At 74.2% G+C, this 14,149-nt stretch carries 11 protein-coding genes; 2 read left to right on the plus strand and 9 right to left on the minus strand.

The genetic code is table 11. The features are described 5' to 3' along the window. The first annotated feature begins 163 nt into the window (after positions 1-163). On the plus strand, positions 164-955 hold the full coding sequence (locus ABZ079_RS08610) for a serine protease (protein WP_356938678.1): 792 nt from the start codon (positions 164-166) through the stop codon (positions 953-955). Here the strand turns inward: ABZ079_RS08610 and dmpI are convergent. From dmpI to ABZ079_RS08655, 9 genes are all read right to left on the minus strand, one after another. Then, positions 855-1,292 carry a 4-oxalocrotonate tautomerase DmpI gene (dmpI, locus tag ABZ079_RS08615; protein WP_356938679.1) on the minus strand — a complete coding sequence of 146 codons (438 nt, stop codon included), beginning with the start codon at positions 1,290-1,292 and terminating at the stop codon, positions 855-857. The two genes, ABZ079_RS08610 and dmpI, sit on opposite strands and share 101 nt — an antisense overlap. A gap of 45 nt (positions 1,293-1,337) precedes the next feature. Further along, positions 1,338-2,204, minus strand: coding sequence for a LysR family transcriptional regulator (locus ABZ079_RS08620; protein ID WP_356938680.1), 867 nt, complete (start codon positions 2,202-2,204; stop codon positions 1,338-1,340). 32 nt (positions 2,205-2,236) lie between these two features. Further along, positions 2,237-3,361, minus strand: a complete 1,125-nt coding sequence (locus tag ABZ079_RS08625) for a winged helix DNA-binding domain-containing protein (protein ID WP_356938681.1) — start codon at positions 3,359-3,361, stop codon at positions 2,237-2,239. A 607-nt stretch (positions 3,362-3,968) separates the two neighbouring features. Continuing rightward, positions 3,969-5,291, minus strand: coding sequence for an ABC transporter substrate-binding protein (locus ABZ079_RS08630; protein ID WP_356938682.1), 1,323 nt, complete (start codon positions 5,289-5,291; stop codon positions 3,969-3,971). Further along, positions 5,288-6,400 (minus strand): hypothetical protein, encoded by a 1,113-nt coding sequence (locus tag ABZ079_RS08635; RefSeq protein ID WP_356938683.1) that lies wholly within the window; start codon positions 6,398-6,400, stop codon positions 5,288-5,290. Before ABZ079_RS08635 ends, ABZ079_RS08630 begins: the two co-directional genes overlap by 4 nt. Continuing rightward, entirely contained in the window at positions 6,397-7,917 is a 1,521-nt protein-coding gene (locus tag ABZ079_RS08640) for a VWA domain-containing protein (RefSeq protein ID WP_356938684.1), read from the minus strand. Before ABZ079_RS08640 ends, ABZ079_RS08635 begins: the two co-directional genes overlap by 4 nt. A 31-nt stretch (positions 7,918-7,948) precedes the next feature. Then, complete coding sequence (locus ABZ079_RS08645) at positions 7,949-10,384, minus strand: tetratricopeptide repeat protein (protein ID WP_356938685.1); 2,436 nt, start codon at positions 10,382-10,384, stop codon at positions 7,949-7,951. Further along, complete coding sequence (locus tag ABZ079_RS08650; RefSeq protein ID WP_356938686.1) at positions 10,381-12,198, minus strand: trypsin-like peptidase domain-containing protein; 1,818 nt, start codon at positions 12,196-12,198, stop codon at positions 10,381-10,383. Before ABZ079_RS08650 ends, ABZ079_RS08645 begins: the two co-directional genes overlap by 4 nt. Positions 12,199-12,492: 294 nt before the next feature. Next, positions 12,493-13,134: a phosphoribosyltransferase family protein gene (locus tag ABZ079_RS08655; RefSeq protein WP_356938687.1), complete on the minus strand. Its 642-nt coding sequence runs from the start codon at positions 13,132-13,134 to the stop codon at positions 12,493-12,495. Positions 13,135-13,247: 113 nt separating this feature from the next. Here ABZ079_RS08655 and ABZ079_RS08660 point away from each other — a divergent pair, with 113 nt between their 5' ends. Continuing rightward, positions 13,248-14,066: a polysaccharide deacetylase family protein gene (locus tag ABZ079_RS08660; protein ID WP_356938688.1), complete on the plus strand. Its 819-nt coding sequence runs from the start codon at positions 13,248-13,250 to the stop codon at positions 14,064-14,066. The last annotated feature ends 83 nt before the right edge of the window (positions 14,067-14,149 follow it).

Below are 14,149 nucleotides of genomic sequence, written 5' to 3' on the forward strand. Positions count from 1 at the left end.
ACCCAACCCCTTAGGGGGTTCCCTCATTGGGAGCCGAGGGTCCGGGTCCTAGCGTAAAGGGCGTGCCGCTCGCCCGGGCATACGGGGGTCGGTCCCGCGACCCCCGTGAAAAGCCCCACACCCGCGCGACCCCCCACCGGTGCAACCCCCACTGAGGAGACTCATGTTCGGGCCCAGACGTGCCAGAGAGACCGCCGCGACCCTGGTGGCCACCGCCGCCGCCGCGGCGAGCGCGCTCCTCGCCGCCCCCACGGCGAGCGCCGCCCCCCAGCCCATCGTCGGCGGTACGACCACCACGACGACCGCGTACCCGTTCATGATGCAGATCACGGACGCGTCCGGAAGCCAGTTCTGCGGCGGCACCCTGGTGGCCGCCAAGAAGGTGGTGACGGCCGCGCACTGCATGGTCGGCGAGACGACCGGCAGCGTCCGCGTGGTCGGTGGCCGGACCTACCTGAACGGCACGAACGGCACGGTCAGCAAGGTCAGCAAGATCTGGATCAACCCGGACTACAGCGATGCCACCAACGGCGACGACGTGGCCGTACTGACCCTGTCGACGTCGATGCCGTACACGGCGGCGAAGTACGTCTCCTCCTCCCAGACGGGCGTGTACGCGGCCGGCACCACGGCCCGCATCCTCGGCTGGGGCACCACCTCGGAGAACGGCAGCTCCTCCAACCAGCTGCGGACCGCGACCGTACCGGTCGTGTCCGACTCCAGCTGCCGTTCCTCCTACGGTTCGGACTTCGTCCAGTCCGACATGGTGTGCGCCGGATACACCTCCGGCGGCGTAGACACCTGCCAGGGCGACAGCGGCGGTCCCCTGCTCATCAGGGGCGCCCTGGCAGGGATCACTTCCTGGGGCGAGGGGTGCGCGGAGGCGGGTTACCCGGGTGTGTACACCCGGCTGGCCACCTTCTCGGACCTGGTGACCGCGCAGGTCGACTCGTGACCCGGAAGACTCCCCGAGCACCCCTCGGGTAATTGCCGGGGGGGCGTTGCGAGCCACCACGAGCGGCCCGCAACGCCCCCCTCTCCATGCCCCGCTGCTTGTCGGCGGTGAGCTTCCCGGCCGTCCCCCAGCTGTCCGCCGGCACTTCGTGGATCCACACGTGCACGCTCTCGGCCGGGATCCGGTAGGCGGCGACGAAGGCGTAAGTGACCCGCTTGACGAGGTCCCGCTTGAGCTCGATGTCGCGGGGGCCCTGCTGGATGGTGACGATCGGCATGACTGACTCCCTTGTGCGGGGCGGCGGTTGCCGCCTGCTGTTCCGGTGGGTCCAGTCCATCGCCTGCCCCCCCGGCGGCCAGGAAGCAGTCCGCGACCGCAGCGATCAGCTTTCGTGATCGTCACAGGCCAGCAGCAGCGTCTCCAGATGCGGGGTGAGGTCCGCGGCGGGTACGGCGAGGCCTGTGACGAGGGCGAGGCCGGGCGCGCGGAAAGGAACGTACGCCACCCGTGGCGTGTGCAGCACGCGCGCGTGGGAGGCGTAGACCACCGTCCACAGGGGCCGGGCGCCGATGGCGGCGAGGGTGTCGTGCAGGGCCCCGCCGACCGGTCCCCGCACCGGCTCGAACCCAGCCGCGTGGCACGCGCCGACGACCAGGTCGACCAGGGCGGGGTTGGTGCGGCGCGAGGTGAGGGCGAGGGGCAGCCCGGCCAGGTCCGCGAGGTCGATCCCGTCCCGGGTCGCGAGGGGGTGGCCGGCCGGGAGGGCGGCCACCAGCGGGTCGGGCCACAGGGGCAGCACCCTTACGCCGGGCGGGGGTTCGGCCGACCGGACGAACGCGGCGTCCAGCCCGCCCGCCGCGACCCTGGCCAGCCGTTCACCGGCCGGGAGCGAGAACAGCTCGACCGGCACGTCCGGTGCCCGCTCGGCGAACGCGGCGAGCACCCGGTCCAGGTGCGCGCCGAGCCCGGTGCTGGTGCCGAGGCGCAGCCCGGCGGGCACCGCCACGGCCGCCCGCGCCTTCTCCGCCGCCGCGAGCACCGCCCGTGCCTCGGGCAGCAGCCGCTCCCCCGCCCCGGTCAGCCGCACCCGGCGCGGCGAACGGTCGAACAGCTCGGCGCCCAGCTCCCGCTCCAGCCGCTGTATCTGCTGGCTGACCGCCGACTGCACGATGTGCAGCCGGTCGGCCGCGCGCCCGAAGTGCAACTCCTCGGCGACGGCGACGAAATAGCTGAGCTGACGGAGTTCCATGGCCTGACTGTAGACGGGGCCTCCGCGGGGCCTCACCGCCGTACGACCTCCCCGAACCGGATGTCGTACGCGGCACCCGGGTGCATGACCCGGAGCATCCGCTCCCCCTCCGCGGTCACCTCCTCCCGCTGCCCCCTGGTCAGCCCGGTGAAGGTCTCGATGACGAGGGTGTCGCCGTCGAGCTTCCACAGGCCGGCCAGGAAACCGTCGACGAGGAGGGTGCGGAAGGCCTGGTTGCCCTGCCAGCTGCGGCCCCGGTGGGCGGGCGGTACGACGCGGGTGCGGTCGGCGTGGGAGAGGAGGAGGTTGTCGAACTCGGGCAGGAAGCGGGGCGGTGCCGGGGTGTCGGGGTCGGGGCGCGGGGCGTGGGGCAGGTCGAAGAGTTCGGCTCCCCCGGTGTCCCGGAAGGTGACCAGTTCGGGGCGCAGCCGCTCGAAGGCGTCCCGGAGGCGGGTGAGTCCGGCCCAGGTCTGCATGTCTTTCACGGAGGCGGGGCCGAAGGCGGCGAGGTAGCGCAGGACGATCGACTCCGGTGCCGGGGCCTGGCCGGCCGGGCGGCCCAGCCACTGCTCGACGGTGGTGAGGGCGACCTGGCCGCTCTCGCCCCACAGGCCGCGCGGGGTGACCTGGACGAGCGGCAGGGTGCAACGGGCGGCGACGGCCAGGGCCTGCGGGTCGGCGTCCGGCCACTCGGCGCCGAGCGCCTGCCGCAACTGGGCCATGGTGCGCGGCTCGGCCTCGACCAGCTCACGGGTGAGCGCGGCCAGCCGGTCCAGGTCGACGCCGCCCAGTCCCGCGCGGAAGTTCGTCAGCTCGCGGTCACGGGCCGGCTGGACGAGCGGGCGCAGGCTGAGGCAGTCGTCGGCGGTGTGGGTGTGGAGGGTGGAGCGCAGGGTGACGATCCGGGCGACCTCCCGGCCGGCCATGAGTGACGACAACTGCCGCGGCGAGAACCCGTCCAGGCGGGCGGCGAGGGCGTAGTACGGCGGACTGACGTTCTGCGCCTGGAGCCCGAGCAGGTGGCGTACGGCGTCCAGGGCGGAGCGCGTGGAGCGGCGCAGCAGGAGCTGCCGGTTGAGGGTGGCACGGTTCAGGGCGCGTGTGTCCAGGACGGGGGCGCTCGCCGTACCGCCCTTGTTCGCGCTGCTCTTCGTCATGCCCGCACGCTAACGTCACTTGCGGACACCTTCTGTCCGCGACTCCCACCGGGCCCCTCACCCGGCTCTGGCGCCGGGCCGGGAGGCCGCGGATCCCTTCTGGTGCCTCCGCCGAGTGATCACCGCCGCACGGGGCCTGGACGGAGAGACAGGCGATGTCCCGGCGAGCAGGTGGCAGGCACGGCGGCCCCGAGCCGGTCCGCCGCCGCGCCCTCACCCCGCTCCCAGCCCCCCAGCCCCCACCGAGGCGCCCGGGCCCGGACCGGCGGGCCCGCCGAGCCGGCGGTTGTCGTCCAGGCGGCGCTGTGCCGCGACGGCGTGCGCGGGTCCTCCCCGCCACGCTCGAAGACCTACCGCGAGCCCCGCGGGCAGCCCTCGGGCGTGGCCGCCCGGATCCGGTGCTGGTGCCGCTCGGCACCACCGGTCCGTTCCCCGGCGAGCAGCCGCTGGAGCGTCCCGTGGCGGAGCTGCGGGCCCGGGGCGCCGAGCTCGTGCCCGTCGCTCCCGACGAGGGGCCGGCGGCGGCGATCGGCGACCGGTTCACGGCAGGTGAACGCACACCGGCCGCCGAGTCGGCACGCGCCGGTGTGCTGGCACCTCGACCGGTTCACCGTGTGTGGTCGCACACCGACGGGAGCCAGGTCAGGCCTCTGGCGTGGCTGAGGGTGTCCAGGTTCTCCAGGAGGGCGTCCAGGCGGTCCGGGTGGGCGAGGAACTGGATCGTCGCCTCGGCGAAGGCGTCGCGTACCGTCGGCGGCATGGCGTCGGAGGCGTCGAAGCAGTGCACCGCCCGGTCGTCGAGGAGGGTGGCGCCGAGGGAGCGGTGCCAGGCGGGACCGGCGTCGCCGGGGGCGGGCCGGGCCCCGGTGTGGACGGAAAAGCCGGACTCCACGGCGTTCCAGGCGCGTTGGGCGTCGGCGGAGGCGAGGTGGCGGATCAGCTGCTTGGCCTGCGGGGTGGTGTGCAGCAGGGCGACCAGGTCACCGGAGACCTCCCAGGCACCGGTGGCGGTGGCTCCGGGGATCAGCCGGGCGGAGGGGTCGTAGCGGCCGTCCGCCCGTTCCCAGGCGGCGCCCTGGGTGCGGATGAACGACGCCTGGTGCTCCAGGGTGCAGCCCGGCGGTTTCCCGGTGACCGGTTCGGACGCCTTCTGGTACGCGGTCTTCAGGGCCCGTCCGACCAGGCCGGGGTCCCCTCCCGCACCCACCATGCCGCCCCAGGTCTCCCAGGCCGACTTCACCCGCTGCGACCGCCAGGGCAGTTCGCCGCCGGCCCACTGCTGGTAGGTGCGCGGGCCGTACCGCTGCAGGACGATGTCCTCGATCCAGTCCGTGCCGGGCCAGCCACTGGTGGCACCCGACCCCATGCCGAGGCACCACTGGCCGGGCCGGTGCGCGGCCTGCTCGCGCTGCCGCCCGCTCATGCCCGCCGGGTACCAGACGATGCTCTTCAGATCGGCCTTGAGCGGGAACCAGTACACATGCCCGTCGTCCAGCTCGGTGGCCCAGGAGGCGCCGAAGTCGTCACGCCGGATGAGTTTTTCGAGCGGTTTGAGCTGCTTCTGCCGTGCGTAGTCGGCGAGTTCGCCGGAGCCGGTCAGCACCACCACGTCGGGGGGCGTCCCGGCCTCCACGTCGGCACCGAGCACCTGGCTCTGGGCGGAGCTGCCCTGGTATTCGACGCGGATGTGGTACTTGCGCTCGAACGGCTCGATGACCGCGGTCCGGAAGTTCCGCTCGTCGGTGCCGGTCCAGTTGGCCAGCAGGGTGACGGTCGGCTCCTGCCCGAGGGTGCGTACCCCGACCACGACGGCCGCCGCCAGCACGGCCAGGCAGCTCGCCACCACGGTGACGGTGCGGGTGAGACGGCGGGAGGGACGTCGCCGGGTGTCGGGGTCGGCCGTCGCGGGGCCGTTTCGCCGGGCGCTCACCGCGGCCTGAACCGGTAGTCGTCGATGTGCCGCCGCAGTCCCGTCTCGGCCAGCGCCATGAGCAGGATGCCTCCTATCAGGATCCACACCGCGGCCCCCGCGCGGAAGCCGGTGTGCGCCAGGTGCGCGGCGGTGTCCCGCCCCGCCTCGGTGATCAGCCGCCCGGCCAGCGGTCGGTCGAGCAGGTCACGGGTGTGCTCCATCCCCTGGTGCGTCCACAGGGTGAACAGCACCGATACGGCCAACCCGCCGGGCAACAAGGCGGTAGCGGCGAGGAGTTGGCGGTTGTAGCGCCGCCGGAAGCGGCGGCGCAGGAAGCGCTGGGTCTCCAGCAGGGCCACGGCGAGGGCGACGGCGAGCAACAGGGTCGTGCTCCAGCCGAGCCACAGCAGCTCGCCGAACGAGGTCTGCCGGTGCACCGCGGCACGCTGCTGTTTCTGCAGGACCTTCAGGCGGGCCAGTATCCCGGAGCCCCTGTCCTCCAGGACGCTGGTCGCGTAGCTCAGGTAGGCGTCGTGCAGCACCCGGTCACCGGAGACCAGTTGGGCCTGCTGGACCCTCACCGCGTACACCGTGATCAGTCCGGCCACGGTCTGCAGGGCCTGCCGGGCCGCCGGGCCGCCGATGTCGTCGCGGGCGGCGGACGCGAGGCTCTGCGCAGCGACCGAGATCTGCTTCTGGAAGTCGCTGGTCGGGGCCGCCGCGCCCGCGTCCTGCTGGGCCTGGCCCAGCGCGTACAGCGCGGTGTCGATGTACAGCACCGCGGGGGCGCTGGAGGTGCGCAGCGGGTTCGCGTCACCGTGCACGCCCTCGTAGGACAGGAAGAGGGAGAGGGTCAGCAGGGCCGACAGGGCCAGCAGCAGGCGGTGACGCACCGCGAGTTCGTGGGCGGTCGTACTGCCGCCGTCCGGCGGGCGCCGCCCGGCACCGAGGACGGGGGTGAGGAGACGGCTGGGGAGGCGGTCCGGGTGGCTCGGAGCGCGGCGGCCGGAGCGGTCGGCACGGCGGTGCGCCCGGGGCCGGGGGGCCGCGGGTGCGGTGGTCTCCATGCGCCGGCCGCCGGTCTCCGTGGCCAGGCCGCCGGTCTCCGTGGCTCTGGGGACGCTCATGCGGACGACCCCCTCAGCAGCTGCCCGCAATCGCCCCCGCAGTACAGGGAGTCGGCCGGGCCGAGCCAGTTGCACTCCGGGCACTCGATGAGGTCGTCCGGGCCTGCGCCGCCGGGTGATGGTGAACCGATCGGGGCGGCGTGACCCGGCGGGCCGCCGGCCGGTTCCGGTGGGGTGGTCATGGCGCTGGAGAGGATCAGGTGCTGCCAGTCGACGTCCTTGAGGCCGGCCCGGACCCGGCCGGTGCCCGGCCCCTCCTCGATCAACCGCAGTGCGCCGAGCAGTTGGTCGTCGCGCAGCTCTTCGGCCAGGGCCAGCGCCCGCGCCAGTTCGTGGTCCGCCGCGGCCCGGCCGTCCGTGCGGCGCAGCCAGGCCCGGTAGGCCCGTGCGACGGCGGCACTTGCCTGCTGGTACAGCTCGTGCCGGCGGACCCCGGGGTGCTGCCGGGAGGCGTCGAGCGGGTTGTCGGTCCAGCGCACCAGGATGGGCCGCGGTCCGGGTAGCCGTACCGGGCGCCCGAACTCGGGCACGACGACCTCCACGGCGGCGAGCTGGAGGTCCTCGCCGAGTTCGCGGCCGGTCGGGTCGGCGGTGAGGACGACCTGGAAGTGCCGTACCTCGTCGCCCCAGGCGCGGGTGACGTACTCCGTGCCGCGCCCGCCGGAACCGGCGGCGGTGGGCGGGAGTTCCTGTTCGCTGGGCACGACCTGGGTGACCCGGCGGATCACCGTGCCGGGGGTGGGGGTGAGTCTGATGCGCAGCTCGGGTACGGCCGTGCCCAGCAGACCGTTCACCAGGTCCTCGTAGGCCGCGGTCAGTTCGGACTCGCTTCGGACCGCGCCGGCCCGACCTTGCAGGCGCCGGGTGATGTGCAGCAGCAGTTCGGCGTCCCAGTCGTCGCCGATGCCCCAGGCGTCGCAGATGAACCGGCCCTCGCAGGCGTCGAGGACGGTCTCCAGCGGTCTGTCGGAACGGTGGTCGTGTTCGTTGCGCCCGTCGGTGAGCAGCAGGACGTGCTTGACCGGGGCGGGCTGGTCCTTGAGCAGCCGCCGGGCGAGATCGAGCCAGGCGCCGAGGGCGGTGCCGCCGTCCGCGTCCAGGATGTGTACGGCGCGCTCGGCGGCGGCACGTTCGGCCGGCCCCGCGACGGCCATCACCTCCCGTCCGGGGCCGGGGTGCACCACCGTGGCGTCGAACCGGCCGGAGAGCACGGCGAAGGCGGTGCCCTCGGGCAGCATCCGGACGGCCGCTACCGTGGCGTCCTTGGCGGCGCGCAGTTTGGTGTCCGGGTGAAGCATCGAACGGGAGGTGTCGACGATCAGCACCTCGGCGAGCGCGGGTCCGCTGCCGGGCCCCGGCATGGCGGCGAGGCCCGGGCCGCCATGACTGTCGACCCCGATCTCCAGGATGGCGTGCATCTCCCGGTCGGGGGGCTGCCCGGGTGCGGCGGGCGCGGCGGACAGCTCCTTCTGCTGGCCGACCGCGAGCGTCACCTCGGTCTCCTCGGTCACGGTCATCGCTGTGTCCCCCCAGTGGTCATGGACGTGCTCAGAAGGTGGTCATGGGCCGGACCTCGTGGGCCAGGTCGAGCAGCCGGCCGTGTTCCTGGGCGGTGCGGGCCTGCGCGGCCAGTTGGCGGAAGGACTGCTCCAGCAGGCTGCGCAGGCCCTCCTCGTCACCGGGTCCGAGGAGGTCCCCGGCGGGGAAGTCCGGTCCACGGCCCGGCTCCCGCAGGGCGTGCAGGGTGTTCTCGCGGACCTCGGCGATCAGCCGGGCCCGGGACTCGCCGTCGGCGGCGCCGCCGTCCAGGCGCAGTTCGGGCAGCCGCCGGGCCGCGTCCCGCAGGTCGGCGGGTGAGGGCGGGCTCCCGTGCAGGGTGCCGGCGCGGACGCGGACGGCCGCGATGCGGGCGGCGTCGTAGTGGCGGGAGGTGGCGGGGACGGCGTCGAGGACGCGCACGGCGGCGTCCCGGTCCCCGGCGGCCAGGTGGCCGCGGGCCAGGCCGAACGCGGCGGCGGTGTGCGCGCAGTCCCGTTTCCACACCGCCTCGTAGAACAGCATGGCCCGCGACCGCCGTAGCGCGTCTCCGTTTTCGGCCCGAGGCGCGCCGCCGTGTCCGGCTGCCGGGGCGGCCCCGTGTCCGGCTCCGTGCCCGGCTCCCTGTACGGCTTCACGACCGCCGCCCCGCCCGGTTCCCTGTACGGCTCCGTGCCCGCCGTCGTCCCCGGCTCGCCGTGCGGTCCCGGTTCCGGTTCCGTCGTCGGTTCCATGCTCGACGCAGTAGCCGAGGGCCAGCTTGGGCACGTACTCGCCCGGCAGTGCGCTGTAGACGGCGTCGAAGCGGTCGCCGGCCCGGGCCACCTCGCCCTTGCTGAGGTGGAGCACGCCGTAGTGCCAGGCGATGCGCCAGTCGTGGGCGGTGGCGCGTTCGCCGAGCTGGGTCTCCGCCTCGATCAGCCAGCTCTCCGCCTCGTCCTGCTCGCCCCGTCTGAGGTAGGCGCGGCACAGCCACAGCGCGGTCTCGGGGGTGCCGAGGCGGGATTCGCGGGACCACTGCCGGGCGACCCGGTCGGGGGCGTCGGGCGGGAAGGTGTCCAGCAGCAGGGCGGCGCCGTCGGCGGGGTCGGGGACCGGCTCCGGGAGGGCGCCGGCGACCTCGGCGGCCGAGGGCGAAGAGACGTCCAGCCCGGCGAGCTGCTCGCCGGGGCGGGCGGTCCAGTGGTCCAGTCCCGGGATCGCGCCGAGTCCGGCGTCGAGGCTGGCGCCGGTGGCGCGGAACCGGGTGGAGCTCTCGGGCAGCTGCTCGCCGAACTGCAGTGAACGGAACTCGCGCAGGACCTCCCAGAGTTGACGGGACATCTCGGCCGCCGAGCGGAACCGGGCCCGGACTTCGGCATGGGTGGCGCGGTCGACGAGGCGGCGAAAGGAGTCGGAGGCCAGACCGCGGGCCGGCTCCGTGCCACGGGCGAGCGCCTCCAGGGTCATGCCGACGGTGTAGAGGTCGCTGTCGACGTGCCAGCCGCGGCGGTCGATCTCCTCCTTGGGCGGGGCGAAGCCGGGCGTGTAGACGTAGGCGGAGGCGCGGTCGCCGATCGCGCGCACCGCGCCGAGGTCGACGACCTTGATCGCCCGGCCGAAGTGGACGACGTTGGCGGGCTTCATGTCGCAGTACAGCAGCCCGCGTTCGTGCATGTACTGCAGCGCGCCGAGGATCTTGCAGCCGTAGGTGAGGACGTGGTCGAGGCGAGGGCGGCCGTGGAAGACGCGTTCGGCGTCGTCGGCGTCGAAGAGCTGCTGCAGTGAGCGGCCGCCGATGTAGTCCATGACCAGGTAGCCGGTGGGCGGGCGGCCGGGGGCCCCGTGGTCGGCGTACGTGATGAGGCGGACGATGTCGGGGTGGTGCAGGTCGGTCAGGGAACGGCGCTCCTCGACGGCGTTGCGGCGCGCCAGCGCGTCGTGCGGGTTGATCTGCCCCTTGAGGACGACCCGGTGGCCGTCGGCGCGGGTGTCCTCGGCGAGGTAGATCCAGCCGTTGCCGCCGTGGGTGAGGCAGCCGAGGACCTTGTAGTGGTCGGCGACCACGTCGCCCGGGTGCAGCTGCGGCAGGAGGGAGTAGGGCGTGCCGCAGCGGGGGCAGCGGCCGGTGGCGCGGGCGGGCTGGCCGCCGTAGCCGACGCCGATGGTCATGGTGCAGCCGTTAGCGCCGCACCGCCGGCCGCCGGCGGGCGGGCGCGGGTCGGCGACGAGGACGTCGTCGGGGACGGGGACGTCGGGCAGGACGACCAGTCCGTGCTGGTCGAGTTCGCCGACGCCGGCGACGGCGTGGACGGCCGGCGGGCCGGGGGCCTCCTCGGCGGTGGTGACGGGGGCCCGGGGCGGGGCCGGTGGCGCGGGACGCGACTCGGTGTGCCGGCGGCCGCAGCTGTCGCAGTAGCCGGTGCCCATGATGCGGCCGACGCAGCCGGGCCGGATGCACGAGGTCACGACACGCCCTCCTCTCCGGGTGCGACGGGAGCGACGGGTTCGGTGGGTGCCGTGCGGGGGGCCGGCGCCGTCGGTCGGGCCGGTGCGGTGGGTGCGGCCGGCGCGGTGGGTGCGGCCGGCGCGGCGGTGCCGGCCGGTGACGCGGGGGGCGGGGCGGAGCAGAAGGCGACGAACCGTTCGACGGCTCTCTCCGCGCTGTCGAGGTCGCAGGGGGTGTGCCGCAGCAGCGACAGGGCGTGGTCGTAGAGCCGGTACGCCTCCATGACCCGGTCCCCGTGCGCGGCGGCCCGCTGCCGGCACAGCGGCCACTCGGCGCTGACCCGGCCGAGGAGTTCCTCGCGGCGGCGCAGCCGGGCGTCGAGGACGCCGAGGGCCTGTTCCAGGCGCTGCCGGCGGCGGTCGGCGGCGTCCTCGAAGGTGAACAGCAGGTCGGCCTGGCGGGGTTCGCGTTCCCGGTCGGGGGTGTGGCCGACCCATGCGCGCAGCATCCGGGTGCGCCGTACGCCGGCTTCGGCCTGTTCCAGCAACCGCTGGGTGCCGGGGCCGGGCTGCACCAGGTCCCGGCGCTGGTCGAGGCCGGGCCCCAACGTGTCGACGATCCGGTCCAGTTCTGCGTGCAGGCGGGACCACCGCTCGCGCAGCGGGCGGTCGACGAGGAGTTCGGCGGCGCGGGCGGTGCGCTCGCCCCGGCGGCGGAACGCGAGCAGCAGGCGGGCGCCGTGCCGGGCGAGCCGGTCCAGCAGGTGGAGCAGGGCGTCGGGTTCGGCGGACTGGTCGACACCGACCAGGACGGCGGCGAGCGGGACGCGGAGGTCGGCGAGTCGCTCTGGCCGGGGATCGTCGCGGATGCCGAGGCGTTCGGCGATCCGGTCCATCACCTCGGTGGACGTCAGCCCCTTGACGTCCAGGGCGAGATCGTGGGCGCCGGCCGGGGGCACCGTCTCGGGCGGGTCGTGGCTGACGGCGCTGGTGTTGCGGTGGGTGCGCAGCTCTCGGTCGGCGAGGGTGACGGCGCGCTCCAGGGTCCAGGCACGGTCGCCGCCGACGGGGACGACGGTGACCAGCACCGGCCAGCCTTCGCCGCGGAACCAGGAGGCGAGTTCGGTGGCGAACGGTACGTCGAGCCGGCCGGCGGCGCCCTGGGTTCCGGTGCGCAGCCTCGGGTCGACGGCTTCGGCGCCGTCGGTCCAGTCGGCGACCTGCGGCAGATGGCTGAGGATGGTCTCGGTGGGGCTCATGTAGCTGAAGGCGGAGCCCGGCCCGTCGTCCACGCTGAGGACGATGCCGATGACCTGGTCGGTGGCGTGGTCGACCACTCCCCCGCCGCTGAAACCGGGGGCGGCCAGCTCGCCGGGGGTCAGTGGGCGCAACTGCACCTGGCTGTCCCGGCCGCGGGCGGCTACCAGGGTGGCACCGTGCCAGCGGCCGCCGTCGTCGCCGTCCGGGAAGCCGTACCTGCTGACGGGGCCGTGCGGTGCGGCGAGCCGGTAGAGCCGGGTGGCGTGCTCGGCGGGCAGGGGTGCCGACAGGCGCAGCAGGGCGAGGTCGCCGCTGCGGTCGCCGAAGGCGTCCTCGCGCTGCGGCACATGCTCGTCCGCTTGGACGGTGGCGGCCACGGCGTCCAGGCCGGGAACCCCGACGAGGCGGACGGTGTAGCGGCGTTCCGGACTGACGACGTGGCCCGCGGTGAGCACCCGGTCGGGGGCGAGCAGCACCCCTGCACCGAGCACCCTCCCGTCCGGCGCCTCGACGCGGGCGATCCAGGACGGTGTCCGTAACCACGAAGTGACGGCTCGCTCCCCCGTGCGCGTCATGGTCCCTATGTTACTCGGCGTACTCGCCCGGTACCACTGGTGTGCACGGGGTCGTTGCGGAGGGGCGGAAACCGGGGCGAGCGGGTGCGGCGGGAGACGACCGCGCCCGGCCGGTCCGACGAGGGACGACCGCGCCCGACCCGCGTGTCGCCCGCCGCTCTCGGCCTCGGTCCTCAGGACGGGGCGCCGCTCAGCCCACCGGCATACCGTCTTCCCGGCCTCGGCCCTCGGCGTCCGCGAAGGGCAGGCCTCGACCGCGTCCCACCGGCACACCGCCACCCTCGGGGCCGGCCCTCACCGGCCGTGCAGAGCCGCGAGCACCTGCGCGTCGGTGAGTTGCTCGAAGTCCTCGTACCACTGGCCGACAGCGGCGAAGCCGGCCGGGCGGTGCGGACACAGGACGGTGTCGGCCTCGGCGGCGAGCAGGTCGAGGGAGCGGGGGGCGCCGACGGGCACGGCCAGGACGAGCCGCGCGGGGCGGCGGCGCCGGACGTGGCGCAGGGCCGCGCGGGCGGTGGCGCCGGTGGCCAGACCGTCGTCCACCACGATCACCGTGCGGCCGGTCAGCTCCGGGAGCGGGCGGTCGCCGCGGTAGCGCTGCTCGCGGCGGCGCAGTTCCCGCCGCTCGCGTTCCACCACCGGGGCGAGGGACTCCTCGGTGAGGCGCAGCCGGTCGAGGGTGCCCGCGTCGAAGAGGGGCGGGTCGTCCGCGGCGAGCGCGCCGACGGCGAACTCCGCGTGGTGCGGGGCGCCGATCTTGCGGACGACGAGTACGTCGAGCGGGGCGCCGAGGGCGCGGGCGATCGGCTCGGCGACGGCGATGCCGCCACGGGGCAGGGCGAGGACGAGGGGGTCGGGGAGGTCGCCTCGGGCGTGGGCGTCGCTCAGCAGTCCGGCGAGTTCCCGTCCCGCTTCGGCGCGGTCCCGGAAGCGCATGGTCGCCCTCCTCCGCGAAGCCTCTCCTTCCATGGTGCTACGGCGGTGAGGCGCGCCGGGAGGACCCTTGGAATTCGCACGCACGCTCTATACACCGAGTGTATAGTCCCGGCATGCCTCTTTCGACCGACAAGTTCCCGACGCCGAAGCCCGCGACCGGGAAGACGCGTGAACCGCGCCGAGGGTTGCGTCCGGCCGTGCTCGCCTCGGCCGCGGTCTGCCTGGCGCTGACGCTGTCCGGCTGCGCCCAGGTCGACACGACCTCGCCGAGCACCGTACGTGCCGAGGCGGCGCACGGGGCGCCGGCGAAGCTCGGCACCGTCGACTGCCGCCAGGCCAAGTGCATCGCGCTCACCTTCGACGCGGGGCCCAGCGAGCACTCGGCGCGGCTGCTGGACATCCTCAAGGAGAAGAAGGTTCCGGCCACCTTCTTCCTGCTCGGCAAGCGTCATATCGAGAAGCACCCGGAGCTGGTCAAGCGGATGGCGGCCGAGGGCCACGAGGTGGCGAGCCACACCTGGGACCACAAGATCCTCACCCGGATATCGGACGCGGAGATACGCGAGGAACTGAAGCGCCCCAACGACGCGATCGAGCGGCTCATCGGGCACAAGCCCACCCTGATGCGCCCGCCGCAGGGCCGTACGGACAGCGATGTCCACGAGATCGCCAAGGAGTTGGGCCTGGCGGAGGTGCTGTGGAGCGTGACCGCCAAGGACTACACGACCACCGACTCCGCGCTCATCACCAAGCGTGTGCTCGCCAACGCCTCCCGGGACGGGATCATCCTGCTGCACGACATCTACGACGGCACCGTGCCCGCCGTGCCCGGCATCATCGACGCCCTGAAGGAGCGCGGCTACGTCTTCGTGACGGTCCCTCAGCTGCTCGCCCCCGGCAGGGCCGAGCCGGGCAAGGTGTACCGGCCCTGACCTTCACCGGACCGGGCCGTGTTCCCGGCGGGGGGCGTTGGATAGCGTTGCGTCTGCCGGATGTGGAGGACCGCCGGCTGGGA

Source organism: Streptomyces sp. NPDC006314, from assembly GCF_040613075.1.
GTDB lineage: Bacteria > Actinomycetota > Actinomycetes > Streptomycetales > Streptomycetaceae > Streptomyces.